Annotated in this window: 22 protein-coding genes and 1 pseudogene; 5 read left to right on the forward strand and 18 right to left on the reverse strand. The window is 59.4% G+C overall.

Annotated features, from left to right (window positions below):
- Positions 1-157: 157 nt before the first annotated feature.
- The 6 genes from IFO71_RS19045 to phhA form a co-directional block, all read right to left on the reverse strand.
- Positions 158-1,348, reverse strand: a complete 1,191-nt coding sequence (locus IFO71_RS19045) for a BaiN/RdsA family NAD(P)/FAD-dependent oxidoreductase (RefSeq protein ID WP_192031269.1) — start codon at positions 1,346-1,348, stop codon at positions 158-160.
- Between the two features lie 32 nt (positions 1,349-1,380).
- Complete coding sequence (gene ltaE / locus IFO71_RS19050) at positions 1,381-2,397, reverse strand: low-specificity L-threonine aldolase (RefSeq protein WP_192031270.1); 1,017 nt, start codon at positions 2,395-2,397, stop codon at positions 1,381-1,383.
- A gap of 316 nt (positions 2,398-2,713) precedes the next feature.
- On the reverse strand, positions 2,714-3,892 hold the full coding sequence (locus IFO71_RS19055; RefSeq protein ID WP_192031271.1) for a hypothetical protein: 1,179 nt from the start codon (positions 3,890-3,892) through the stop codon (positions 2,714-2,716).
- A 210-nt stretch (positions 3,893-4,102) separates the two neighbouring features.
- Positions 4,103-4,828: an energy transducer TonB gene (locus IFO71_RS19060; RefSeq protein ID WP_192031272.1), complete on the reverse strand. Its 726-nt coding sequence runs from the start codon at positions 4,826-4,828 to the stop codon at positions 4,103-4,105.
- 247 nt (positions 4,829-5,075) lie between these two features.
- Positions 5,076-5,615 carry a gamma carbonic anhydrase family protein gene (locus tag IFO71_RS19065; protein ID WP_192031273.1) on the reverse strand — a complete coding sequence of 180 codons (540 nt, stop codon included), beginning with the start codon at positions 5,613-5,615 and terminating at the stop codon, positions 5,076-5,078.
- Positions 5,616-5,738: 123 nt separating this feature from the next.
- Positions 5,739-6,626, reverse strand: a complete 888-nt coding sequence (gene phhA, locus IFO71_RS19070) for a phenylalanine 4-monooxygenase (RefSeq protein WP_192031274.1) — start codon at positions 6,624-6,626, stop codon at positions 5,739-5,741.
- Between the two features lie 207 nt (positions 6,627-6,833).
- Here phhA and IFO71_RS19075 point away from each other — a divergent pair, with 207 nt between their 5' ends.
- From IFO71_RS19075 to IFO71_RS19090, 4 genes are all read left to right on the forward strand, one after another.
- Positions 6,834-7,313, forward strand: a complete 480-nt coding sequence (locus tag IFO71_RS19075; RefSeq protein ID WP_192031275.1) for an Lrp/AsnC family transcriptional regulator — start codon at positions 6,834-6,836, stop codon at positions 7,311-7,313.
- A gap of 115 nt (positions 7,314-7,428) precedes the next feature.
- On the forward strand, positions 7,429-8,727 hold the full coding sequence (icd, locus tag IFO71_RS19080; RefSeq protein WP_192031276.1) for an NADP-dependent isocitrate dehydrogenase: 1,299 nt from the start codon (positions 7,429-7,431) through the stop codon (positions 8,725-8,727).
- A gap of 126 nt (positions 8,728-8,853) precedes the next feature.
- Positions 8,854-9,477: a glutathione S-transferase family protein gene (locus IFO71_RS19085; protein WP_192031277.1), complete on the forward strand. Its 624-nt coding sequence runs from the start codon at positions 8,854-8,856 to the stop codon at positions 9,475-9,477.
- Positions 9,455-9,883, forward strand: a complete 429-nt coding sequence (locus IFO71_RS19090; protein ID WP_225444790.1) for an ACT domain-containing protein — start codon at positions 9,455-9,457, stop codon at positions 9,881-9,883. The genes IFO71_RS19085 and IFO71_RS19090 overlap by 23 nt, the downstream gene beginning before the upstream one ends.
- A gap of 329 nt (positions 9,884-10,212) precedes the next feature.
- Here the strand turns inward: IFO71_RS19090 and IFO71_RS22695 are convergent.
- A pseudogene (locus IFO71_RS22695) lies at positions 10,213-10,524 on the reverse strand (type II toxin-antitoxin system PemK/MazF family toxin); the annotation flags it as partial.
- Between IFO71_RS22695 and IFO71_RS19100 the strand changes: the two are divergent.
- Positions 10,452-11,132: an IS110 family RNA-guided transposase gene (locus IFO71_RS19100; RefSeq protein ID WP_269749992.1), complete on the forward strand. Its 681-nt coding sequence runs from the start codon at positions 10,452-10,454 to the stop codon at positions 11,130-11,132. The pseudogene IFO71_RS22695 and the gene IFO71_RS19100 sit on opposite strands and share 73 nt — an antisense overlap.
- Positions 11,133-12,321: 1,189 nt before the next feature.
- On the opposite strand, the gene IFO71_RS19105 is transcribed toward IFO71_RS19100, so the two are convergent.
- The 11 genes from IFO71_RS19105 to IFO71_RS19145 all read right to left on the reverse strand — a co-directional run bounded on the left by IFO71_RS19105 (position 12,322) and on the right by IFO71_RS19145 (position 24,016).
- Complete coding sequence (locus tag IFO71_RS19105; RefSeq protein ID WP_192031279.1) at positions 12,322-12,534, reverse strand: type II toxin-antitoxin system HicB family antitoxin; 213 nt, start codon at positions 12,532-12,534, stop codon at positions 12,322-12,324.
- Between the two features lie 4 nt (positions 12,535-12,538).
- Positions 12,539-12,733 (reverse strand): type II toxin-antitoxin system HicA family toxin, encoded by a 195-nt coding sequence (locus tag IFO71_RS19110; RefSeq protein WP_192031280.1) that lies wholly within the window; start codon positions 12,731-12,733, stop codon positions 12,539-12,541.
- Between the two features lie 1,606 nt (positions 12,734-14,339).
- On the reverse strand, positions 14,340-14,813 hold the full coding sequence (locus IFO71_RS22750) for a DUF7919 family protein (RefSeq protein ID WP_484573328.1): 474 nt from the start codon (positions 14,811-14,813) through the stop codon (positions 14,340-14,342).
- Positions 14,814-17,655: 2,842 nt separating this feature from the next.
- Entirely contained in the window at positions 17,656-18,078 is a 423-nt protein-coding gene (locus IFO71_RS19115; protein WP_192031281.1) for a zinc-ribbon domain containing protein, read from the reverse strand.
- Between the two features lie 420 nt (positions 18,079-18,498).
- Entirely contained in the window at positions 18,499-18,876 is a 378-nt protein-coding gene (locus tag IFO71_RS19120; RefSeq protein ID WP_225444791.1) for a hypothetical protein, read from the reverse strand.
- Positions 18,877-19,116: 240 nt separating this feature from the next.
- Entirely contained in the window at positions 19,117-19,455 is a 339-nt protein-coding gene (locus IFO71_RS19125) for a nucleoside triphosphate pyrophosphohydrolase family protein (protein WP_192031283.1), read from the reverse strand.
- On the reverse strand, positions 19,442-20,092 hold the full coding sequence (locus tag IFO71_RS19130) for a hypothetical protein (RefSeq protein ID WP_192031284.1): 651 nt from the start codon (positions 20,090-20,092) through the stop codon (positions 19,442-19,444). The genes IFO71_RS19125 and IFO71_RS19130 overlap by 14 nt, the downstream gene beginning before the upstream one ends.
- 495 nt (positions 20,093-20,587) lie before the next feature.
- Complete coding sequence (locus IFO71_RS19135; protein WP_192031285.1) at positions 20,588-21,118, reverse strand: hypothetical protein; 531 nt, start codon at positions 21,116-21,118, stop codon at positions 20,588-20,590.
- Between the two features lie 77 nt (positions 21,119-21,195).
- Positions 21,196-21,489 (reverse strand): hypothetical protein, encoded by a 294-nt coding sequence (locus IFO71_RS19140; RefSeq protein ID WP_192031286.1) that lies wholly within the window; start codon positions 21,487-21,489, stop codon positions 21,196-21,198.
- A gap of 1,773 nt (positions 21,490-23,262) precedes the next feature.
- Complete coding sequence (locus tag IFO71_RS22700) at positions 23,263-23,496, reverse strand: Imm32 family immunity protein (protein ID WP_425502919.1); 234 nt, start codon at positions 23,494-23,496, stop codon at positions 23,263-23,265.
- Positions 23,497-23,641: 145 nt separating this feature from the next.
- Positions 23,642-24,016, reverse strand: a complete 375-nt coding sequence (locus IFO71_RS19145; protein ID WP_192031287.1) for a hypothetical protein — start codon at positions 24,014-24,016, stop codon at positions 23,642-23,644.
- Positions 24,017-24,292: the final 276 nt, after the last annotated feature.

Raw genomic sequence — 24,292 nt, forward strand, 5'->3', positions numbered from 1 at the left:
TACGGACCGTGAACAACTGCTCCATGAAGACATCGGCTCCGCGCATCGGGCTTCCTTGCCAGCGGTGTATCTGAAGGATGAGACAAGTTTACGATGCGAGGAGGTATTTCAGCAGCCTGCTAGCAGGGGGGAGGGGTATGCTGTTCCCGAATCCCGCCTAAAGCGCCATGCCACAGGCATGCCCGGAGGCCCAGGCCCACTGGAAGTTGTAGCCGCCGAGCCAGCCGGTGACATCGACCACTTCGCCGATGAAGTACAGACCCGGCACCTTGTTCGATTGCATGCTGCTGGAGGACAATTCGCGAGTGTCGACGCCGCCCAGGGTCACCTCCGCCGTTCGATAGCCTTCAGTTCCACTGGCGATCAGAGGGAAATTCGACAGCAGATCGGCGGCTTCGCGCAGCTGTGGGTCGTTGTATTGCCGCATCGGTCGGCTGGGCAGCCAGATTTCGCAGAGGCGCTGGGCGAAGCGCTTCGGTAGCAGGTCGCCGAGCACGGTGCGTAGTTCGGCGTCCGGGCGGGCGCGCTTCAAGTCCTGCAGGGTCTGCAGCGCGTCGCGTCCGGGCAGCAGATCGAGCAGCAGCTGATCGCCGGGCTGCCAGTAGGATGAGATCTGCAGTATCGCCGGGCCGCTGATGCCGCGATGGGTGATCAGCATGTCGTGGCTGAATGCCTGTTTGCCGCAGCGAGCGCTGATCGGCAGGGCAACCCCGCTCAAGTCCTGCAAGCGCTCCTGGTGCTTGCCGCTCAAGGTCAGCGGCACCAGGCCAGCGCGGGTCGGCAGAACCGTGTGGCCGAACTGCTGCGCAAGCTGATAGCCAAAGCCGCTGGCGCCCATGCTGGGGATCGACAGGCCGCCGCTGGCAACGACCAGCTTGTTGCACGCCATGCTGCCCTGCGTGGTCTGCAGTTCGAAGCCGTCTTCGCTCTGCCTGACCACCTGCACGCTGCAGCCGACGTCGATGCGCACGCCGGCATTGGCACACTCGTCCAGCAGCATCTTCACAATCAGTTTCGACGAGACATCGCAGAACAGCTGGCCCAGCTCCTTTTCGTGGTAGGCAATGCGATGGCGTTCAACCAGCTCGACAAAGTGCTGTGGTGTGTAGCGGGCCAGGGCCGATTTGCAGAAATGCGGATTGGCGGAGAGAAACTGTTTCGGCGTGGTGCCCAGATTGGTGAAGTTGCAGCGCCCACCGCCCGACATCAGGATCTTCTTGCCGCAGCGATTGGCATGCTCAATCAGCCGCACGCGATGGCCGCGCTGCCCGGCGGTCTGCGCACACATCAGTCCGGCGGCGCCGCCGCCGATGATCACCACGTCGAATTGCTGCGGCTGCTGGCTCATCGATGCCTCATGGGCAGACTCGGCAACACCGCTCAATCCGCCAGATTGGGACGAATGCGCTTGAACGCCTCGATGACGCGTTCGAGCTTGCTGTCGTCGATGTCCAGATGCAGCACCAGACGCAAGGTCGGCAGGTAGCCGGTGGAAATGATGATCTGCTGCTCGGCCAGGCGGGCTTTCAAGTGTGTCTGCTGGGTTGGCGACAGATTGAGGAATAGCATATTGCTGTGCTGGCCCAACAGCTCGTAGCCGGCATCGGACAGCGCCGCGGCCATGGTGGCCGCGCGGCGATGGTCCTCGCTCAGTCGCTCAACGTGATGGTCCAGAGCAAAGCTGCAGGCGGCCGCCAGCATGCCGGCCTGGCGCCAGCCGCCGCCGCACACCTTGCGCCAGCGACGTGCCTGTTCGATCAGTTCGGTACTACCCAGCAGCACCGAGCCCACGGGTGCACCCAGGCCCTTCGAGAAGCACAGTGAAACGCTATGATAAGGACGGCAGAGTTCCGCTGGATTGATCTGCTGCGAAACCGCGGCGTTGAATAGACGGGCGCCGTCGAGGTGCAGGCCCAGGCCATGTTGATCGCAGAACGCCCGCACCTTGGGTGCGTAGTCGCGTGGCAGCGGCCGTCCGTGCCAGGTGTTCTCCAGACACACCAGCCGACTGCGGGCAAAGTGCGGATCGACCGGCTTCAGTGCGGCCCGCAGCCGCTCCAGCGCGATCGTGCCGTCGCTATCCTGCGCCAATGGCTGCGGCTGGATCGAGCCCAGCACGGCGGCGCCACCGCCCTCGTACTTGTAGGTATGGGCATCGGCGCCAACCAGATACTCGTCGCCGCGCTGACAGTGACTGAGCAGGGCCAGCAGATTGCTCTGGGTGCCGCTGGGCACGAACAGGCCAGCGTCAAAGCCGAGTTGTTCGGCCAGCCGGGCCTGTAGCCGATTGACGCTGGGGTCTTCGCCGTAGACGTCGTCGCCCAACTCGGCATCGGCCATGGCGGCGCGCATCGCGACGGTGGGCTGGGTGACCGTGTCACTGCGCAAGTCGATCATCGGTGGCTCTCGGGCGGCGGCAGGGCGCTATGAGGCGCGATTTGCCGGGCAAACACAAGGCGATTCGTGAAACCGTGACCACGGCCATGAATTATTCCTGAACTGATGAGTTTATTTCGAACTGGGTCACTGAACTTTCAGGGTCCATCCGTAATCTATGCACTCAGGAACAGTGCAATGCTGCTCCTCGGATCTACTCCTCCCCCCAACGAGTGGATCTCGCGCCGGTTGGTCCTCCCCTACTGACCGGCGCAACCCCAAAACCCCGTCGGCGCCCCCTCGCCGGCGGGGTTTACTTTTTCCAGCTCTGATCGGGCTATTGCAGGTACGCGGGCAAATGGAATTGCTCGCGGCGCAGCAACATGCCTTCAAACGGCAGCACGGCGCCGGAGTCGCCAGGTCGACTGGCCGCCTGCGCATGCGGCGCGATCACCACCCGAAAGCGCCCGCGTGTGTCCGGAGGGGCCAGAATCACCGCCGCCGACAGCACGCCCTGGTTCACCACTTCGACCTCACAGGGATAGCGCGGTAGCGGCGCGGCCCGTTGCCGCCTTACCTTGCTGTCGGCGTTCTCCTCCAGCCAGCCGAAATGGTGGCTGGCGACCAGCCCGACCGCGCTGCTGAGTCCATACGCATGCTGTAGCTCCAGGATTGCCTCGACATCGGCATCACTGAGTGGCCGATCCCCGAGTAACAGCGGTGAGGTGGCATCGATTTCCACCGGCGTCGGGCAGGTCAGTGGCAACGGGCCCTTCACTTGCAGGGCCACGCAGCCAATTTCGTTGCCATCGTCGAGGGTCTGACGAATCGCCACCCAATGCAGGTGGCGACGCTGCTGTTCGGCGATCACCTGGAATACGTCATGGTGCAACTCGCTGCCACCCAGCGAGTGCAAGGCTTCCCAGCCGCCATTCACGCACATGGCGCGCTCACCGGCTACCCGCTCGAGTCGTTCGCGCAGCAGCAGCGGATCCCAGCCGGCCAGCTGCGCTTCGCCGGGCGGGTGCTGTAGTTCGGCCTCGCAGTCGCCGTCGGCATCGATGCGGGTCTCGACCCGTGCCCCGCTCGGATGCAACCACTCCCATGCGTCGTTGGCGGCTGCGCGGCGGCGCCAGCCCACCAGGAACTGCTCGGCGTGTTCGGCCAAGGGCGCGAACTCGGCGCTCACCGCGACCTGGGCAATGGCCTTCTGACAGGCGTCCAGGGCCTCGATCATGGCGTCGGTGAGAATGGCCTTCTGCGGCGATACGCCCTCTTCCAGCACCACCGGATCGAGGAAGTCGGTGATCACCAGTACATCCGCGCCGAGCGTGAAGTGGATCGGTGTCGGGCTGGACAAGCCATGTGGTACCCAGGCCGATAGCCGCGGGTGGGCGGCAAACTCTTCGGTACTCAGCAGGCGGGCGGCGAATCTTGGTGCTCTGGTGTGCACCAGCCACCATGAGCCGGGTGAGTCGCCGGCAAATACCCAAGCAGCCTGGTCAATCGCATTCATAGCGGCCCCTAGACTTGGCTTCGACGCTTAGCATAGCCGCTAGCTGATGGGCTGTCGTGACAGGCGTGTGGCAGCTGCGGGCGATCGGCTCGCAGCCAGTCTTGTTGTTCTTCTCCTCCCCTCGCGGCGCAGAGCGCCGGGAGGGGGCGGTCGGGTGGGGGTGAATTCCGATGCCGTTTGCTGCGTCTGTTGGTTGTTCGAGAGGGTTAGCTAACTGCGCTGCAGCTTGAACACCAGGGGCACCCGAACCCAGGCCTCAACCGGCTGGCCATCGCGCAATGCCGGCTGGAATCGCCAGCGGCTGGCCACCTGCTTGCGTGCGGCGCGATCCAGCTCGAGGTGGCCGCTGCCCTGATCGATCTGCACATCCAGCACACTGCCAGTCTTTGACACCAGCACGCGCAGCAGCACCGTGCCCTGCAAACCCTTACGCAGCGCATCGCGCGGGTAGACCGGTGGCGGCGCGCTGCCGTAGGCAACACCGGCTTCGCGGTTGGTCGACAGCGGCGGGCCCGGATTCGGCTCGGTCGCATGGCTGAGTTCGGTCGCAGCGGGGTCGGAGATCGGCGAGATCGGTTCGACCGGGATGCTCATGGAGGTCGACTCGGTGATGATCGGCTGGATTACAGGCTGCGGCTCGACCTGCGGCAGCGAAGGCGGCACCGGCTCAGGCGGAATCTCAAACTCCTGCGCCGTCGGTTGCGGCTGGATGTCGACCTCGAACACCGGTGCGGGTTCAGGCACCAGGAAGCTTTGTTCGCTGTCGCCCTGAGAAGGCAGACTGAGGCCCAGCATCACCGCGGCATTGACGCAAAACGCCAGGCCAAGGGCGGTGGCGCGATCGATCTTGATCTCGGCAAGTTGCCCGCGCAGCCGAAACTGCATCGCGCCGCGCCGCGAGTGGGTTGATTCGGTGGAATGATATGTTGTGAACATGAAGCGCTCCCCAAGAGCCAGGCAGTGGTCATCCTTGAGGTGGTGGGAACTCCCTGTTCCCGAGCATCCTGCTGGCTCTCAAGTTGCGTTTTTCAGGCTGAACCGCGTGGGAGCGGCGGCGCGCCGAATCCAGCAAATATTCAGCCGGATTCGGTCACATTCTGGGACAGGGGCGTGTGTTGAGTTTCAAGTGAAACTATATGCTCGGGCCTCGTTTCAGCATCTTTCGGGGTGCGCAAAGGCTTGCCTAGCCAGCCATCGCGAGATAGCGATCCTTCAACTTAACGTAGTGTTTAGCGGAATAGTAGAGCTGCTCGATTTCGCGTTCGCTCAGCTTGCGCACACACTTGGCCGGATTCCCCAGCCACAGCTCGCCCCCGCCCACCACCTTGCCTGGCGCGATCAGTGCGCCGGCGCCGACAAAGCCATGCTGCTTGATTATCGCGCCATCGAGCACGGTGGCGCCCATGCCAATCAATACAGCGTTTTCAATCGTGCAGGCGTGAATGATGGCGCCGTGGCCGATGGTGACGTCATCGCCAATCAGGCAGGGAAAGCCGCCCGGACTATTGAACGGCCCATCGTGGGTGACATGGACAATCGTGCCGTCCTGAATATTGGTTCGGGCGCCGACACGGATGTGATGCACATCGCCGCGCACCACCGTGGCGGGCCAGATCGAGCTGTCCTCGCCGATCTCGACATCGCCGATCACCACGGCGGCTGGGTCGACATAGACGCGCGCTGCCAGGCGCGGGGATTGATCCAGGAATCGACGAATGTTCATAGGCAGACGCTACCGCAAGAACGGGCGTCTGAAAACCGCCGCATGGTGACAGCCCTGCTAGGCATGCTTGTAGTTGCTCGCAGCCAAGAACCAGGCGAATAAGTGGGGAGGCCTCCAAGCCCCCTACACATCGCCGTCGTTCAACCAGCCCTTGCCGCTGCCGCGGTGGTAGACCTTGTCGCTGTCTTGCACGCCGCCAGCGGGGAAGGCAGGCAGGGTGGCCAGTTCAGCGTAGTAGGGTGTGAAGTCCGGGCGGGTGGCTTCGAACAGTTGCTCGAAGTCATCGATCACGAAGTAGGTTTTCTGATAGGTGTCGATGCGATAGCGAGTGCGCATGATGCGCTTGAGATCGAAGCCAATGCGATTTGGCGCCTCGTCTTCCAGGCAGTAAATCGACTCGCCCTTCGAGCTGACTATGCCGGCGCCGTAGATACGCAGGCCCTCGGCGCAGCGGATCAGGCCGAACTCCACCGTGTACCAGTAAAGACGGGTCAGATTGACCAGGGCATCAGGACCGATCCCATGTGCCTTGACCCCGCCGCGGCCATAGGCCTGCATGTAGTCCGCGAACACCGGGTTCATCAGCAGGGGCACGTGACCAAACAGGTCATGGAACAGATCCGGCTCGCTGATGTAATCCATCTGCTCGGGCTTGCGGATCCACCAGGTGACCGGGAAGCGACGGTTGGCCAGATGGTCGAAGAAGTCGAGTTCCGGCAACAGGCCTTCCACGCCGATCAGCTGCCAGCCGGTGGTGTCACCCAACACCTTGTTCAATTCGGTGAACTTGGGAATCTGCGCTTCTCCCATGCCCATGGCCTGTTGGGCGTCGAGGAATTCGGGGCTGGCGCGGCCCGGCAGAATCTGCAGCTGGCGACGGAAAAGACGCGCCCAGACATCGTGATCGGTCGGGCTGTACTCATCCCAGGGCTGCTCCACCACGCGGGTGGTGTACACCGGGACATAGCCCTTGTCGGTCATCTGATGCTCTACGCGTTGTGCCACGGCCATTGTGCTGTCCTCCCAGACTGTTCAAACATTTTATCGTCCGAGGGGCGAAATAAGCCTGCAAATGAACGCAGCCACAGGCGCAACTGCGAAAGGATATGTCGCCAACGGTTCACTTCGCGCAATAATCCACGCCTGTGGGTCCACTAGGGCCGGTTTGAGCCGATCGCAGACTTGCCTGACGGCAGCGGCACAGTAACCAAACCTCGCATGGGAGTCCGCATGTCACTTGATCGTCTGGACATCGCCATCCTTGACCGCCTGCAGCGCGAAGGGCGAATCAGCAACGCCGAACTGGCCGAGGTCGTGAACCTGTCGCCTTCGGCCTGTCTGCGCCGAGTGCAGCGACTGGAAGCTGAGGGTCTGATCGCCGGCTATCGCGCCGTGCTGGACCCGGCCAAGCTTGGCTACGACTTGCAGGCCTTCGTGCGCCTGCAGCTGGCGCGTCACGATGCCGACAGCGTTGAACGTTTCGTCGCAAGGGTTGCCGAGTGGGACGAAGTGATCGCCTGCCACGCCTTGACCGGTGAGATGGACTACCTGCTGCAGGTGATGGTGCGCGATCTGGAGCACTTTTCGCGCTTTCTGCTCGATAAGGTACTGCGCCCCGGCGACGTCGCCGATGTCAATTCCAGCTTCGTCCTGCGAGCAGTCAAGGCCGGCGGCGTACTGCCTCTGCCGATCGACTGAAGCCACGCGCCTGAACGACCCGACTTCTCTCTCATCGCACAAAGGGGGACAATGCCCCGCTGTTGTCCCCACTCACGCGCGCTCATGACGAGCGCCAGCCATCTGGGAGGATTCCATGGCCGACCCCGTACTCACCCCGCCTGCCGGCGGCGCCAAGATCAGCATTCAAGACGGCAAGCTCACTGTGCCGAACAACCCGATCATCCCGTTCATCGAGGGTGACGGTACTGGCCGCGACATCTGGCGCTCGTCGGTCCGCGTGCTCGACGCCGCGGTGGCCAAGGCCTATGGCGGTCAGCGCAAGATCCACTGGATGGAAATCTACGCCGGCGAAAAGGCCAACAACCAGTTCGGTACCTGGCTGCCGGAATCCACCGTACAAGCCTGCCGCGACTACCTGGTGTCAATCAAGGGCCCGCTGACCACGCCGGTCGGCGGCGGCATCCGATCGCTGAACGTCGCCCTGCGTCAGATGCTCGATCTGTATGTTTGCCTGCGCCCGGTGCGCTGGTTCAAGGGCGTGCCCAGCCCGGTGAAACGACCTGATCAGGTCGACATGGTGATCTTCCGCGAGAACTGTGAAGACATCTATGCTGGCATTGAATTCGAACAAGGCGCCGACAACAACGCCAAGTTCCTGGCCCTGCTGAAGGAGCACTTTCCGAAAGAGTTTGGCAAGATCCGTTTCCCCGAAACTTCGGGCATCGGCATCAAGCCGGTGTCGCGCGAAGGCTCCGAGCGTCTGATCAAGGCCGCGATTGAATACGCCATCGCCAACGGCCGCAAGTCGGTGACCCTGGTGCACAAGGGCAACATCATGAAGTTCACCGAAGGCGCGTTCCGCAACTGGGGCTACGCCCTGGCCGAGCGCGAGTTCGCTGACAAGGTGTACACCTGGGATCAATGGGAGCGCACCAAGGCCGCTTCCGGCGAGAAGGCGGCCAATGACGAACAGGCAGCTGCCGTTGCTGCGGGCAAGGTCATTGTTAAGGATGCCATCGCCGACATCACCCTGCAGCAGGTGCTCACCCGTCCGAACGAGTTCGATGTGATCGCCACCCTGAACTTGAACGGCGACTACCTGTCCGATGCCCTGGCCGCTCAAGTCGGTGGCATCGGCATCGCCCCGGGCGGCAACATCAACTACGTCACCGGCCATGCGGTATTCGAAGCCACCCACGGCACCGCACCAAAGTACGCCGACCTCGACAAGGTCAATCCAGGCTCGGTGATTCTCTCGGGCGAAATGATGCTGCGTTACATGGGCTGGACCGAAGCGGCCGATGCCATCATCGCCGCCATGGACAAGGCGATTGGCGACAAGACTGTCACCTACGACTTCGCCCGGCTGATGGACGGTGCCACCGAAGTGAAGTGTTCGGAATTCGGCGATCTGCTGATCAAGGCGATGTAGTCCGACCACGGTTGACCGGCAGCAGGCTGCGGCCCGCTGTCGGTTTGCCGCCGCTCGCCGCGACCCAGGCTGATTGGCGCCCACAGGGTTCGGCCGGCCTCGGCTTACAGCGCAGGAATCAAGGCAATGCTGATCTACGGTGATCGCCAGTCGGGCAACTGCTACAAGATCCTGCTCTTGCTGCACCTACTGCAGCGGCCATATCAATGGCGGCCCATTGACGTCCTGGCCGGCGACACACGCAGCCAGGAGTTCCTGGCGCTGAATCCTAACGGCAAGATTCCCTTGCTACAGCTCGACGACCGAAGCACCCTGGCCGAGTCGAACGCGATACTCAATTTCCTCGCTGAGGGCACGCCGTTCTTGCCAGTGGCGCCATTTGCGCGCGCAAAGGTGCTGCAGTGGCAGTTCTTCGAGCAATACAGTCACGAGCCCTACATCGCTGTTGCGCGATTCATTGCCAAGTACCTGGGCTTGCCCGAATCGCGACTGGCAGAATTTCAATCCAAACAAAAGGGCGGCCATCGCGCACTTGCGGTAATGGAGCATCAACTGCAACAGACGCCCTACCTGGTTGGCGAGAGCATTACCATCGCCGATATCAGCCTGTACGGCTACACCCACGTCGCCGAAGAGGGCGGTTTCGCCCTCGACGACTATCCCGCGATACGCGCCTGGCTGCAGCGAATCGCCAGCCACCCCCATTACGTCGCCATGGATGATGCGCATGCCCCAGCCAGGCCCACTTGAGCACCTGGGTGAAATGCTGCAAGCCCTTAACCCAAGGCTTCACCCCGGCTGCTATGTCTATGCCTGCCTGACGCCAGAACAAGCTGAGCAGGCCGGGCAGCACTATCAGCCCCTGGCTAGCTTCCGTGAGACCGAGGCAGTCACCTGGATCGTTCCTCGCACAGATGCAGAACGGCACCGCTGGCGGGCTGAGTTTCCCTGCGCCTGGATCCAGTTGGACGTGCACTCTGCTCTACACGCAGTTGGCCTGACCGCAGCCATCGCCACCGCCCTCGCCGAGCACAAGCTAAGCTGCAACATCGTTGCCGCCTACCACCATGATCACCTGTTTGTGCCGGAAGAACAGGCACAGCAAGCATTGCGCATACTCAAGGCCCTGCAAGCCTCGCAGCGCGCGATTGACTAGAAGGCATGACGCCTTCGACTAGCCCGGCAATCTCATGAGGGGGCGCGGATGATCACCGAGGACTTTGCGCCGAGTGCGCGCCGTCACCAGAGGCGGCCCGCCCAGACGCGGAAGCAACCGCACTCAGGGTCAAATCACGCTCCGTTACCAGATAGCCAAACGCGACATCTCCAGCAATGAGCATTACAACAGCGACGCTGAACCAGCGGAAGGTCTTGCGAGGGAATGGCATGCTATTACCAACGCCGTATTGAGACGCCTCGGCACGACAGCGTGGCAGAAAGCACCACGACCTCTTTCCCCGGGCTGCTCGAATACGTAGTTGGGCGTCATATGCCGAGAACCAAGTGAAGTCCTTCATTCACTCGACGCATTGCATCAGGCGCCAACAACTTGACCTTGGAAGTAAGCAACGCTCGATCGAGGGTGAGTAGCTGCGAAACGTTGACAACAGACGGCTTCTGAAGCCCTGCGTCAGACTTGGCCAAGCGAACATTTCCAGGAGCAGCAAGAGCGAGGTTTGAGGTGATGACCGTCACAATAACAGTGGAGATACGGCTCTCATTGAATGGGTTCGACTGCACGACCAAGACAGGGCGCCGGAATCCAGGGCCGGAGCCAACAGGGTCGGGCAGCGAGGCCCACCAAACTTCACAAGGTGCGGTCTGCCACCTTGGCGGCGCTCGAAGATGCCGAGAACGATTTGCCCATGGCGCTGCGTCATCGCCTGGTCGAGCTGCTTGACGAAATTGCTGAGCAGTCCGCCGCGGTGCGGCGTATCGAGTCGGACCTGGCCGAGTTCAGTAGCCGCGATCTGCGCAGTCAGCGCTACCAAACGGCCACCGGTGTCGGGCTGATCATCGCGACCGCGCTCAGTGCCAGCTATGGCGACCTGATGCGGTTTCCGAGCGGCCGTCACTTCGCCAGTAGTTTAGGCATCACGCCGAGAGAGTTTTCCAGTGGAAACGCAAGACGACTGGGGAAAATTACCCGGCGGGGCGATGTCTACCTGCGCCAAACGATTATCCACGGCGCGCGCAGCTTGCTACAAAGCGCTGCCCGAAAGCGTCGACGAAATCAGTCGCTCGATCGGCTTGGCGAGTGGGCCTTGGCACTGTCTGAGCGTGCCGGCCACAACAAAGCCGCCTGTGCCGTCGCCAACAAACTCGCAAGACGCCTATGGGCGGCCGACCATCACCGCGCCGATTTCGATCCCAACCACGTCAGTCAACCGCCAGCGATGCACTGAACGGTCCACTCCCAGGCGGAAATCAATCTAACCCACTCACCTTTCACTTCACCGGTTGCACCGAGTTCTCGAGTCATGGCGAGCGCGTCGGTCCCTGGGACACCAAAGCCGATAACTATGCTGGTCGACATCGATCGTTCGAATGTTTGGCTCTGTCCCGCGGATTCCATGATGGCCAGGATCAGAAAGATCCAGCTAAAGGCCGAATATATGCCTGCAGCCGATTCGACTTGTCTTGCTAAGAGCGCTCGGAACTACTTGATAGGGGAGTCCATATATACGTAGTTAGGGAACAGGACGACCCGCCAACGAGTAGCGGAGCGAGTCGACCAACCCGCGACTCCGGGTCCCGGGGTCTACGGGAGCGGAGTTGGCCGCAAGTGTAACCTGCGGGAAGAGAAGCGTGGGGCACAGGAAGGGCGGAGCGATCGGGCGTGCCGCGAAGCGGGACGCAGCGACAGCCTGGGCCAGCGGAGCGAAGCTGCGCGGCCAGACTGCGGGAACCTGACAAGGTGCGATGTCGCGCCCCAGATTTTCTCGCCGGCTCCGATCTCGGGAGGACGAGTGACGCCGCAACTCGACGAAGACAAGAACGCTGGAGCGAACCTTGAACCTCACGCCTCGGTACTGAGCCCCTGTGGCCTAACGCCGTATTGAGGTGCCGCGGCACGACACCATTTCAGAAAACACCACGACACCTCCCCGCGGTCAGCTCAAATACGTAGTTAGAACGCACCACGCGGCACAGAAGAGCGCCTGCCTCCGAGAATGGAGACAAGTGATAGTAGCCCAAAGAACGCGCCAGCGGACATCTCCACCGCCGAGGTTGTGCGTTGGACCTCGACCAGAGCCTTGACAGACTCCGCTTGGAAAGTAGTTTGCTCCTTGAGACGAGCCAGGCAAGCGACTAGGTAACTCTCGGCACTGCCGGGTGCCGGCGTTCTGCGTGGTGGAGCGGCATCTGAAGGGCTAGCAACCTCGCTCACCAAGGCAAGGTGTTCACTCGACTCCAAGAATCTGATTGCACCATGAACAATCGCTGTAGTGCACAGGGCCAACGCAAAAAGATGGCCCCAAACCAAAAGACTACGCTTCATGGCTGCATTCTAACGCCGTATGGAGCAGCCACTGGCCGACAGTTGGTCAGTAAACACGACTACCTCTCCCAGTGGTCTGCTCGAATACGTAGTTATGCAGCGATTTCGACGTACTCAACCACACTGACCGGAGCGGGGACTGGCAGCCCGTCTTCGCGCAAGCCGTCCAGGTGAAAGGCGATGGCCTCTCGAATAGCAGCCTCAACCTCTTGAACAGAGTCGCCAGCAGCCACACAGCCAGGCAAATCAGGCACATAGGCGGAGAAACTGCCTCCGGCTTGCTCGATGACGATGGCATAGCGCATGGGACTACCTCTTAAGACCAGCTTGCTTAAGGATACTGGAAAGTGTGCCGGGCGCCAGATCATCGCTCGGCTTGCCCGCCACTGTGACTCGACCCTGCTTGGTGGGGTGCTTGAACTGCTGGTGGCTACCCCGCGTAGCTACCAGGTACCAGCCATCGGCTTGCAGCTGACGCAAAATCTCGCTGATCTTTGTGGGCATCAAACCATCCCGCCGTCAATCAAGAGCGGCATAACGCCGTATTGAGGTGCCGCGGCACGATAACACTTCAGGAAACATCACGACCTCTCCCCGCGGTCAGCTCAAATACGTAGTTAGGGAACAGGACGACCCGCCAACGATTAGCGGAGCGAGTCGACCAACCCGCGACTCCGGGTCCCGGGGTCTACGGGAGCGGAGTTGGCCGCAAGTGTAACCTGCCGGAAGAGAAGCGTGGGGCACAGGAAGGGCGGAGCGATCGGGCGTGCCGCGAAGCGGGACGCAGCGACAGCCTGGGCCAGCGGAGCGAAGCTGCGCGGCCAGACTGCGGGAACCTGACAAGGTGCGATGTCACGCCCCAGAGTTTCTCGCCGGCTCCGATCTCGGGAGGACGAGTGACGCCGCAACTCGACGAAGACAAGAACTGCACGGTCAGATTCCCTCGGGCTGTGGATGCGCGACGTACCGCCTGAGACTTGCACTGAGCGATGCAATCTCGGAACGACGACTGGCGCCGATCGATGAGCGAAGCGAGAGTGGCTCGACCGCAAACCAACAGATTGCCCCAGTGGATCAACCTGTAGCCTAACGCCGTATTGAGGTGCCGCGGCACGATAACACTTCAGGAAACATCACGACCTCTCCCCGCGGTCAGCTCGAATACGTAGTTAGGGAACAGGACGACCCGCCAACGAGTAGCGGAGCGAGTCGACCAACCCGCGACTCCGGGTCCCGGGGTCTACGGGAGCGGAGTTGGCCGCAAGTGTAACCTGCCGGAAGAGAAGCATGGGGCACAGGAAGGGCGGAGCGATCGGGCGTGCCGCGAAGCGGGACGCAGCGAGAGGCTGGGCCAGCGGAGCGAAGCTGCGCGGCCAGACTGCGGGAACCTGACAAGGTGCGATGTCACGCCCCAGATTTTCTCGCCGGCTCCGATCTCGGGAGGACGAGTGACGCCGCAACTCGACGAAGTCAAGAACGCTGGAGCGAACCTTGAACCTCATGCCTCGGTACTGAGCCCCTGTTGCCTAACGCCGTATTGAGCTGCCGTTGGCCGACAGCCTATCAGACAACACCATCACCTCTCCCAACGGTCAGCTCGAATACGTAGTTAGCCAACAGACGCCTCAGTGCATGCCGACTGTAGCCAATTCAGGCCGGAAGGTGGAGTCAATCTCTCGAAATGTGAAAACCACCCATAAATCTCCGGTGTGGGGAGGCTCCAGCTCAACTATTAGGGCCCTTCGACCGTTCGAGTCACTGAGCCCGGGCTCGATGCTCCGAACGCGCGAATTCGACAGAAGTTCTTCTGCGACTCTCGGCTCGAGGTTCTCAAGATGATTGGTGTCTACACCGCAATCGACTGGCCGTTCCCGGAGACATTGCGCCAGATCGATAGCCTGCGCTCTGAGCCGAGCGGCTTCTTCCTTCGATACGTCCGTCGCTGCGAAGCTCGAAGCTGCAGCAGCCACCAGCACGACAGCGAGTATCATATGCGCTTTGACAAGCCGAAAGTTGACCACTGTTGACTAACGCCGTATTGAGCTGCCGTTGCCCGGCAGACTAGCAGAAAACACCATGACCTCTCCCAACGGTCAGCTCGAATACGTAGTTAGGTACCGCTGCGGGGAACCTGAGGGTAGAAGGGGGCATCCACGCCACGGTTGGACCACCTAATAAGCTCTCTGTACTCGTCTGTAAGGGGACTTGGGCAAGCAAGAACTGATTCGACAAAGCTATCTGGGGGCGCATAGCCATGCTCTGAAATGTAGTGGTCGACACGGCCAGGTGCTACAAAGACAAAGCCGCGATGTGGAATGAAGAGGTTGGCGTGTGATTCAAGCAGAACAGACTCTACACCCCGCTCTGCGCAGATTGAGCAGCCATGCAAACCGCGGAAGACGTGCGCGGGGAACGCCTCGCGAAACTCAGACCTAAGCGAACATATCTTTTCAACCAGCCGTGGACTCGGCACTCCGAAATCGAAGGGCCTTCCGGCCTCAATCCATCCGATAGCAATTAGTCGACAGAGCCAGCTCGTAGAGTCGAAATATTCGCAGACAGTGAAATCCTTGTAGTACGCCAAAGTAAGGAACCTAACGCCGTATTGAGCAGCCGTGGGCCGAAATCGTATCAGAAAACACGATGAGATCTCCCCACGGTCTGCTCGAATACGTAGTTAGCTTGCACTAGGCGATCCGGCCCAAGAAGCGTATCCATATACAACGATCCCAACCAAAATGAACATAATGCCAACCCATTGAGTTGCGACGCCGATGTATCGAACGCTATCAGCTTGCGCGGCCCCTTTCGCCTCGGGCCAGAGAGCCTGGTAGAGCTGTGGGTAATGCTGAGCAAGGATGCCAAACGCGAGGAAAGTCAGGCCACTACCGGCAAACATTTCTTCGCTTAGCAAGTCTCCTTTGGCCTTCACAATGGATTGTATGCCGAGAGCGGCTGTACCAAACAGGGACGCAAGTGCGCCCCGAGCCTGCGATTTAGTCATGCGATAACATCTCAAGTGCAAGCTAACGCCGTATTGAGCAGCCGTGGGCCGACAACATATCAGAAAACACCAAGACCTCTCCCCACGGTCTGCTCGAATACGTAGTTAGATTGCACACTTCGAGGCGCTCCGTGCAACGGTTAACGAATGCGTCCCGTCAAACAGCTGCAGCACCACGCGGCATTCGGACTCGTGACTCTCTCGAACCACTGTGCCCTTCATTGGGTCTGAACGATGCATTACATGGTACTGGTGAAGCCGGCCCTCAACTGCAGTTCCACTGATTGTGCCGGTGAAGGAAATCTCGTCGCCGTGCTGACCAACGCCCATAGAAATCGAGATTGTGTTTCGATCAAGCACAACTTCAGCTGAGCCCTCCGTCGCACGAAGGCTCGGCCAGCCATGCACATACACAGCCTCCCAACTCTTCGACGGCACTGGTTCCGCTGCGCCGACTGAACTTGCCAAAAGAACTAGTAGCAGCATTGGATGTGCACTCTAACGCCGTATTGAGCAGCCGTGGCACGAAAGCGTATCAGAAAACACGACGACTTCTCCCCACGGTCTGCTCGAATACGTAGTTAGGGCACAGGGCGACCCGGCACCGATGGGCAGAGCATACCGAAAAACCTTCCTCAGTGGGTCCCGGGCTCTACGCCAGCGAAATTGGCAGCCACAGTGACGCGCTGGAGGAGAAGCATGGGGCAGAGGACGGGCGAGGCAACCGGGCGTGCCGCGAAGCGGGACGCAGTGCCCATTGGGCTTAGCGGAGCGAAGCTGCGCGGGCAGATTGCGGCCCCGGAGAGAAGTGCGTTCGAGACTCACAGCACACGCAACGGGCTCCGATCTGATGGTACGAGTGACGCAGTGTAAAGAACGGAGCAGAAAACGATGAGGCGAAGTTCAGAATGCTCGCCGCAGTGCTGACCCCCTGTGGCCTAACGCCGCATTGAGCGGCCGATGGCCGGAAAAGTATCAGGAAACATCGAGGCCTGTCCCATCGGTCCGCTCAAATGCGTAGTTAGACGAAAGCTCGAAGAGCGCGTGACAGTCGGGCTCTATGCCGTGAAACGGATGGCCAAAACCAGGCCTCCGGTGACCCGAGCTCTGGGCTTGTTGGAAACCACTTCAACGCGCGCTTCTGGGAATTGGCGTTTATGGAGGACGCGACCGTACTGGAGCCCCGAGCAAGGAGTTGGACCCAGACCAAACCCCAGCCCGAGAGCGCGTATCGGAATGAGCCAGCAGGAAAACCCGCCCCCTTCAGCTCAATGCGGCGCTCCTGAACTTCCCCAAGCATGTCTGGGTAGCGCAGCCCGAGGTGAATGAGCGGGTCTCTCGCACCAGAGCGCGCTTCCTCGCAGTAGGAAAGCAGCTCGTTCATGGTCGTGAACCGTCTGAGTTTCTCACCTATTGATGAATAGGCCTCCACGATCTCGGGTTCAGGGAACGCGAAGATCGCTTCACACACCTTGCGAATCGCGCCCTCGGGGACTGCAGAATAGGTAGGCATCTTTCGGCTAACGCCGTATTGAGCTGCCGTTGGCCGGCAACATATCAGAAAACACGATGACTTCTCCCAGCGGTCAGCTCGAATACGTAGTTAGGTTCACGACGCGACAGAATTGATGATGCGCACTCAAAATCAACGTTGACGCGGGACCCTACGGGCCAGAAGGAGCGCGCCTGTGGCGGTGAGAATGGTACCGGAAACGGCGAGGAAAGCGAGCGCCCGGCCGAGTAGCGAGAAGCCGTGACCTCCCGTTTCAAGGATGCTCTGTGCTACCTGCTGTTCCTCACTAGGGACAGTGCGTAAGAGTGCCGGCGCGTTCAGGCGTAAGAGCGAGCCCATGTGCCCTGAACCCGCGACATAGACCTTTCCCGCCCAAGCGATCTGAAACAGGCCAAGCAGAACAAGAAGCACACCGATACGCTTCATCGATGAATCTAACGCCGTATTGAGCAGCCGTGGGCCGAAATCGTATCAGAAAACATAGCGGCCTCTCCCCACGGTCTGCTCGAATACGTAGTTAGACCACGCGCAAAATTGCCGCACGCTGAAATGCCCTTGGAACCCATGCGAAAGACTGAATTGTGCCTGCGACCACCCAAATCGATGCTCCTGCGGAAGACCTAGTTTGCTTGTGCCGAGCGTAGGGCGAGAAATTGCCGAGCGCAAGAAAATGATGCGTTGAGCTGAAGCAATCGGCGCGGGAGCAAGCAGCACACGTGCTGAAAGGCATGCGCACGAAGCTCTTGCGCCGACGGGGGTCGAAGCGTTCGATCACCCCGAGCCTCGACCCACCAACCTCCATGCCGCTGTCAGAAACCGCAGTGGACTAACGCCGTATTGAGCTGCCGTTGGCCGACAGATTACCAGTAAACACGATCAACTCTCCCAACGGTCAGCTCGAATACGTAGTTAGACAACATCGCCGAGCTCCTTTTCGAGCATGCGAATCGCAGCGGTGTCTTTGCGCAGGGCGTACTTGGGCAGGAGCTGGAGGAGGGTGAGCATCCTTTCAGATTGTGCCCGGTCGTGATGCGCAAAGGCCCCTCGCTCCTTGCGCACCTTCCGGATTGAACGGAGTTCGGCCTTTAGCCTTTCGCTCTCTAGCTTGCAGCGTTCGCAAAGGACGCGTCGCTGCCACACGTACTGCCTCTTCACCTCGAAGGTGATCTTCTGATCGGCGCCCAGGAATACGCTTTGCCCGCCACAGTGATAGCAAACGTAGTGGATGTCTGTGTAGTACTTCGGTGGGAAGGCGGCAAGCATCGAGCGCCGACTTGCCTCGGACCAGAGACTTAAGTCAACGCGCGATGAACGCTTGGCATGCATGGACATGTTGACTAACGCCGTATTGAGCTGCCGCGGCGCGACAGTTGATCAGTAAACACGGTAGCCTCTCCCCGCGGTCAGCTCGAATACGTAGTTAGACAACGGGCGATGCTTGTACATTGACAGATTTGTGGATAAGCCCGCCGCGAAAGACTGAAGTATACGTGCGAGGAAGCAAATTGTGCGCCCTGCGAAAGATTTGGAATTGCCCTCGCGGGGATTCGGCTAGTGCGTGCCCAGAGCTAGAAAGAGCCGGGCATGAAAATGCGAGACGCTTGGGGCTTGGCCGAGGCCAAAGTTCGCGCTTGTTGGCTGGAAGATTGATCTGCTTTGAAGCCGCCGCAGCAAGCGCTCTTGAAGGGGCTGCCTCAGTTCAAAACCCCAGTTGACTAACGCCGTATTGAGCAGCCGTGGCACCACAGATTATCAGAAAACACCACGACTTCTCCCCACGGTCTGCTCGAATACGTAGTTAGGCGCGAACACAGCTGAGCATTGAAGAATGGCTCCGCATGCTGTGGCGCTGACCGAGACCATTGCAAGCAAGTTACTCAGTGATGCCTCAGAAACAGAGAGCAACTCGGCAATTGCTCTCTCGGAGTACAGCACGGAGACCACAGCCATTGCGCTGAAGAAACCCAATACAAAGGACGCACGACTTTTGAAGGGATGAAAGCGAAGTGCAAGAACAAGCAAGTAGGGCAGAACGAGCGCGACAAAAAAGATCGCAAAGTGCAAAAGAATTTCTCTGAGCGGCTGGAGATAGTCAAAACCGAAATAGGAAGGGTGGATCAGCTCGTACACAGATCTTGAGCCTCCGACAGTTACCGAGGCGACAAAGCCACCAGCGCAAAGCCAAAAGAACGCCTTCAATCTTGCTGGCATCATGACTTCGCGCCTAACGCCGTATTGAGCCGCCGTGGCACGAAATCGTATCAGAAAACACGATGACCTCTCCCCACGGTCTGCTCGAATACGTAGTTAGACGGTGCCGCCGGCCAGTAGCCCCTTGAGAGCATTGCAGATCCGAACACCGGCGCCAGCCTAGCCAGAATTTGACCCTCCGAGTTCGCCCGCTACGTAAGCCGAGATTTCCTTGGTGTTTTTCACAAACTCCGATTCGAGATCGATACCGCATTTCTGCGCCAGAACCATGATAGACCAGAGACAATCAGCCAATTCGTGCCCAAGCTTCTCTTGGCAATTGTCTATACTCCGCACGCCAACATGGGCTTGAATCAGCTTCGCCAAATCGCCGACATCCCCGACGAAGCCCAATGCCAGCTCTTGAGCTGTCCAAACGCGGCCATACTTCTCGATCTCGAGCCGCTCGTAGAGCCCATTGAGCTCAAGCGCTCTTTGCTGAAGTTCACGAAACGTCATCCTGCACCCGCCTAACGCCGTATTGAGCAGCCGTGGCGCGATAGCGTATCAGAAAACACCATGAGCTCTCCCCACGGTCTGCTCGAATACGTAGTTGGCCACCAGGTTCGACCAACTCAGGCACGAAGAGCTCGGGTGCGTGGAGACCAGGTAGCATCTGCGTGTTGCCTTCAGAGTAGCAACCTTTAACAGCCTGCGCGGCATGCTCGGACTCCGCCGCGGTGCAAGTAGCCGATACGACGATTGCGCAGCTGCGTTCAGGAATTCCGAACAGGAACCCGTTAGGGAACTCGTTACGCCATTCATTGACGAGTAAGAGCCTAGATGAGCCGAGACCGTCCTCCTGCATAGAGGCGACAAAAGAGATACCACTCTCTGTGCGATTGACATGGGTGTAAAGGCATCCCTCAGAAGCTGAGCGGAGATTGCTCATTGCCTCTGCAACAAAGTCGATTCCCGATTCGGTCAGTTCCCGCGCCATGGCGTGATTGACGTAAGTCATAGAGGCGTCGTCGCACAGCAGAACCCAAGTAACAGCCAATTGGGGGTGCGCAAGCAGCTGCAGAGGCCCCAGCCAACGGCCGTTGCGATTGTAGGAGCGTGGAACGATGATCGGGAATAGACTCGAGATATCCATTGGTGGCTAACGCCGTATTGAGGTGCCGCGGCACGACAACATTTCAGAAAACACCACGACATCTCCCCGCGGTCAGCTCAAATACGTAGTTAGGGAACGCGCTCCCGCCAAGTGCCAATACTATTCGGCCGAGCCAGCCGTGCCAAGAAGTTTAGCGAGGTGGCCGGGAATGGCCTCCGACCAGACGAGCTCGCACGCAGGGCAAGCGAAGAAGCCACTCCCGAACATGAGACGAACCGACCGCTCAAGCCGCAACAGAGGCAAGCCCTTCGGGTAGAAGGAGGCGCCTTGATTCTCGCCGAACCAGAGCCCGCCCCTCACAATTGACGTTGCGCCGCAACGGGGGCATTCGGTTGGTGCGATGCTGGGACTGTCAAGATTCAGGGGCATTGACCGCAAGGGATCTCAGATAGGGTTGGTAGTCGTTGCCTAACGCCGTATTGAGCTGCCGTTGGCAGGCAGACTGAAAGAAAACACCATGACCTCTCCCAACGGTCAGCTCGAATACGTAGTTAGAGGGCGGGTGCGAATAACACGTACGGCGAGGAGGAAAATTGCGACCCAAACTACTCCGCCAAGGAAGGCCATTGCCCAAGATCCAGCGTCGATTTGACCGGGATACATTTCGGACGTGGCGAATGGAAATGAAACTGTCTCGTAGCACCACCAAATCGCTCCCACGACCAAACAATAGGCCGCCCAGCGCTTCTCTTTAGCTGTGAGGTGAACGAGCACTGCACCAATAGCTGTACTGATGAAGAAGTAGGCGAAGCTGATCCACACGAAGGACTCTGCCATCGCCTCCCTGTCGAAATTGGGATCGCTTGTGTCCGCGCCGGATATATCAACGGCAGAACGCATCGCTTCGAGAGTTGATCCGTCGCTGAGAGACACTCCCCATAAGACGAGATTGAGAGCTATCCACGCCCAGAAAAGTGCAAGGATAGGCTTCATGTTCAGCGATAGCATATTGCGCCCTCTAACGCCGTATTGAGCTGCCGTTGGCCGGTAGACTAACAAAAACACGGTCACCTCTCCCAACGGTCAGCTCGAATACGTAGTTAGGTTCACGACGCGACAGAATTGATGATGCGCACTCAAAATCAACGTTGAGGCGGGACCCTGCGAGCCAGAAGGAGCGCGCCTGTGGCGGTGAGAATGGTACCGGAAACGGCAAGGAAAGCGAGCGCCCGGCCGAGCAGCGAGAAGCCGTGATATCCCGTATCAAGGATGCTCTTCGCTACCTGCTGTCCCTCACTAGGGACAGTGCGCAAGAGTGCTGGTGCGTTCAGGCGTAAGATCGAGCCCATGTGCCCTGAGTCCGCGATATAGACCTTTCCGGCCCAAGCGATCTGAAACAGGCCAAGCAGAACAAGAAGCACACCGATACGCTTCATCGACGAACCTAACGCCGTATTGAGCTGCCGTTGGCCGGCAACATATCAGAAAACACCATGACCTCTCCCAACGGTCAGCTCGAATACGTAGTTAGACCGCTGCGCCAAATCGAGACCTGAGAATGCGGACCTTTGCCACCATCACTGCCAGCGTTGGCCAGAGCATGGTGTTCGCGATGTCGTGAGCGCTAGCGCGCCAACGCCAGTGACCCATTGCTCTGAGGTGGTCAAAGGCATCAAATCCCTCAACCAAGACAGCAAACCATAGTACAGCAAGCCAAGGCACAAATGACCAGGGTGCGCGACGCATAAGTGCGGCGGAGCCGAGAAGTACCATGAGGCCGAAATGGATGTGCAGCGCATCTTTCGACAGGCCAGTGGCGTCGAGGAGCAGGAGCTTCAGGGACTGTACTAGAGACGTTTCCACAGCGGACTAACGCCGTATTGAGCTGCCGCGGCGCGATAGTTGATCAGTAAACACGGTAGCCTCTCCCCGCGGTCAGCTCGAATACGTAGTTAGACAACGGGCGATGCTTGTACGTAGACAGATTTGTGGATAGGCCCGCCGCGAAAGACTGAAGTATACGTGCGAGGAAGTAAATTGTGCGCCCCGCGAAAGATTTGGAATTGCCCTCGCGGGGATTGGGCTAGTGCGTGCCCAGAGCTGGAAAGAGCCGGGCATGAAAATGCGAGACGCTTGGGGCTTGGCCGAGGCCACAGCTCGCGCTTGTGGGCTGGAAGATTGATCTGCTTTGAAGCCACCGAAGCAAGCGCTCTTGAAGGGGCTGCCTCAGTTCAAAACCCCAGTTGACTAACGCCGTATTGAGCTGCCGTTGGCCGTCAGACTATCAGAAAACTCCACAACTTCTCCCAACGGTCAGCTCAAATACGTAGTTAGGTGACTAGCCCTGCCGAATATACGTTGCGACGCGGTCGAGATCACCCACGTATACCTCTGCGGTGCAGTCACAACAGACTTGCGGCGCAGCACAGCTGTAGCTGATGCGCCAAACTGGCCGGTCACCGAGGCAAACAAACGAAGCACCGATGAGCTTGCGCCCTTCAAGGGAGATTGAGAGATCCCCTAGCTTCGAACGCGCGAGCTCGATAGCCTCTTTCGGCTCCAACCGCGGAGAAGCCGAACACGTGGCTTCTGTGTTCTCAGTCTGAGAGCCTGCGAGAAGCAAAGATGAAAGGGCGAGACCTATCATTTGGCACCTAACGCCGTATTGAGCTGCCGTTGGCCGGCAGACGATCAGAAAACACCATGGCCTCTCCCAACGGTCAGCTCGAATACGTAGTTAGGTGACGAACGCGAATAGAGACTCATCTTTGGGCCAGTCCTCTGTTACACCAACCGCCTCCAGGCAAGATATTACACCGTGATCAACCCATAGGATGAGCGCGGCACCATGCTCCAGGTCAGGGTGCGACACGACGCAAGTTGGCATTGAGTCTGGTGAAGCGAAGGAGCCTACCAACTTGGGGCAAGATGCAGGAACAGAAACGTCCGTGTACAGACCAACGCCCGTGTAGCGACGCGAACGACAAGTGGCGTGCTCAAGCTGGTAAAGAATCACCTGCTCCTGAACGTGGCCGCTTGCAACAGCCTTGATCGCGCGCCGCTCAAACTCACTGAGACAATTCATCGGCACCTAACGCCGTATTGAGCTGCCGTTGGCCGACAACATACAGGAAAACACCATGACCTCTCCCAACGGTCAGCTCGAATACGTAGTTAGATTGCACCCGCCACAGTTCAGGGCGCCAACTTCAATCGCGAACCACGACAAAATGCGGCGAATCCTCGAAGCGTTTATGCCGATCACTCAAGTGAACATGGCCGTAGGAGGGACCCATTATTTCCATTTCTTCGGCGCAGGCACTCAAGAACAAAGACATCTCTCGAAGCTCTTCGGGGCTAGCGCACAATGTAATCTCTGCGAGGCCTTCGGGCGAGATCTCTTCGGCAGGAGCGGTGGTGATAGGGTAGCCAAAAACTCTCATCTGCTCTTCTCAGGATTGAGATAGCCTAAATCAGGCTGCAATCTAACGCCGTATTGAGCTGCCGTTGGCCGGCAGACTAACAGTAAACACGATCACCTCTCCCAACGGTCAGCTCGAATACGTAGTTAGCCGCCGCTGCGTCAGCCTACCTCGTTTGGAACCAGGAGACGGCGAGTTCACCTGCTTCGTTCTCTGCGGCAATTGCCCCCTCCAAGTTTGAAGTGCTTTCGTACCCAAAGACATTCTTTTGCTCTGGTCTTGCCCCATGGGCGAGAAGCTCACGCACCTCGCGCACTCGATTGAGGGTTATAACGTGCTGAAGAAGCGTTTCACCTCCACAAACGATGATGTTGGGCGACACCCCGGCGGCCAGCAGGGCCTTGAAAGTTGCAAGGGCATTCGAAGATGTGTTGGTGAGCGAGACACACAACGCGAGTAGCCCAAACGGATCGGACTCGAAGCCTTTTTGGCCTGCGCAAAGCTTAGCGGCTTCAACCACGACCTCTGGCGGTGCATTCATGGTTAGAAGCCAGGCAGGCGGCGAGCCCTCCGGGCAAAAAGTCGAGGAGAGCGAAGCTGCGGAGGCCAATGCCTCCAGAGCTTCTGGCCATTGAGCCTGTCGGCAGGCGTCTACAAAGTCAGTTGTCATTTACCGTGCCGGATACAAAGGCGACTAACGCCGTATTGAGCTGCCGTTGGCCGGAAGACTACCAGAAAACACCATGACCTCTCCCAACGGTCAGCTCGAATACGTAGTTAGGGAACGGGCGAAACACTGCTGACACATTTCTGACCG

This window comes from Pseudomarimonas arenosa (genome assembly GCF_014841215.1).
GTDB classification, from domain to species: domain Bacteria; phylum Pseudomonadota; class Gammaproteobacteria; order Xanthomonadales; family Xanthomonadaceae; genus Pseudomarimonas; species Pseudomarimonas arenosa.

What these genes read in the sequence shown, in the direction of transcription:
- IFO71_RS19045 (WP_192031269.1), bottom strand. Translation starts at nt 1,348, where the DNA reads ATGAGCCAGCAGCCGCAGCAATTCGACGTGGTGATCATCGGCGGCGGC.
- ltaE (WP_192031270.1), bottom strand. Translation starts at nt 2,397, where the DNA reads ATGATCGACTTGCGCAGTGACACGGTCACCCAGCCCACCGTCGCGATG.
- IFO71_RS19055 (WP_192031271.1), bottom strand. Translation starts at nt 3,892, where the DNA reads ATGAATGCGATTGACCAGGCTGCTTGGGTATTTGCCGGCGACTCACCC.
- IFO71_RS19060 (WP_192031272.1), bottom strand. Translation starts at nt 4,828, where the DNA reads ATGTTCACAACATATCATTCCACCGAATCAACCCACTCGCGGCGCGGC.
- IFO71_RS19065 (WP_192031273.1), bottom strand. Translation starts at nt 5,615, where the DNA reads ATGAACATTCGTCGATTCCTGGATCAATCCCCGCGCCTGGCAGCGCGC.
- phhA (WP_192031274.1), bottom strand. Translation starts at nt 6,626, where the DNA reads ATGGCCGTGGCACAACGCGTAGAGCATCAGATGACCGACAAGGGCTAT.
- IFO71_RS19075 (WP_192031275.1), top strand. Translation starts at nt 6,834, where the DNA reads ATGGGAGTCCGCATGTCACTTGATCGTCTGGACATCGCCATCCTTGAC.
- icd (WP_192031276.1), top strand. Translation starts at nt 7,429, where the DNA reads ATGGCCGACCCCGTACTCACCCCGCCTGCCGGCGGCGCCAAGATCAGC.
- IFO71_RS19085 (WP_192031277.1), top strand. Translation starts at nt 8,854, where the DNA reads ATGCTGATCTACGGTGATCGCCAGTCGGGCAACTGCTACAAGATCCTG.
- IFO71_RS19090 (WP_225444790.1), top strand. Translation starts at nt 9,455, where the DNA reads ATGCCCCAGCCAGGCCCACTTGAGCACCTGGGTGAAATGCTGCAAGCC.
- IFO71_RS19100 (WP_269749992.1), top strand. Translation starts at nt 10,452, where the DNA reads ATGGGTTCGACTGCACGACCAAGACAGGGCGCCGGAATCCAGGGCCGG.
- IFO71_RS19105 (WP_192031279.1), bottom strand. Translation starts at nt 12,534, where the DNA reads ATGCGCTATGCCATCGTCATCGAGCAAGCCGGAGGCAGTTTCTCCGCC.
- IFO71_RS19110 (WP_192031280.1), bottom strand. Translation starts at nt 12,733, where the DNA reads ATGCCCACAAAGATCAGCGAGATTTTGCGTCAGCTGCAAGCCGATGGC.
- IFO71_RS19115 (WP_192031281.1), bottom strand. Translation starts at nt 18,078, where the DNA reads ATGTCCATGCATGCCAAGCGTTCATCGCGCGTTGACTTAAGTCTCTGG.
- IFO71_RS19125 (WP_192031283.1), bottom strand. Translation starts at nt 19,455, where the DNA reads ATGACGTTTCGTGAACTTCAGCAAAGAGCGCTTGAGCTCAATGGGCTC.
- IFO71_RS19130 (WP_192031284.1), bottom strand. Translation starts at nt 20,092, where the DNA reads ATGGATATCTCGAGTCTATTCCCGATCATCGTTCCACGCTCCTACAAT.
- IFO71_RS19140 (WP_192031286.1), bottom strand. Translation starts at nt 21,489, where the DNA reads ATGAAGCGTATCGGTGTGCTTCTTGTTCTGCTTGGCCTGTTTCAGATC.
- IFO71_RS22700 (WP_425502919.1), bottom strand. Translation starts at nt 23,496, where the DNA reads ATGAGAGTTTTTGGCTACCCTATCACCACCGCTCCTGCCGAAGAGATC.
- IFO71_RS19145 (WP_192031287.1), bottom strand. Translation starts at nt 24,016, where the DNA reads ATGAATGCACCGCCAGAGGTCGTGGTTGAAGCCGCTAAGCTTTGCGCA.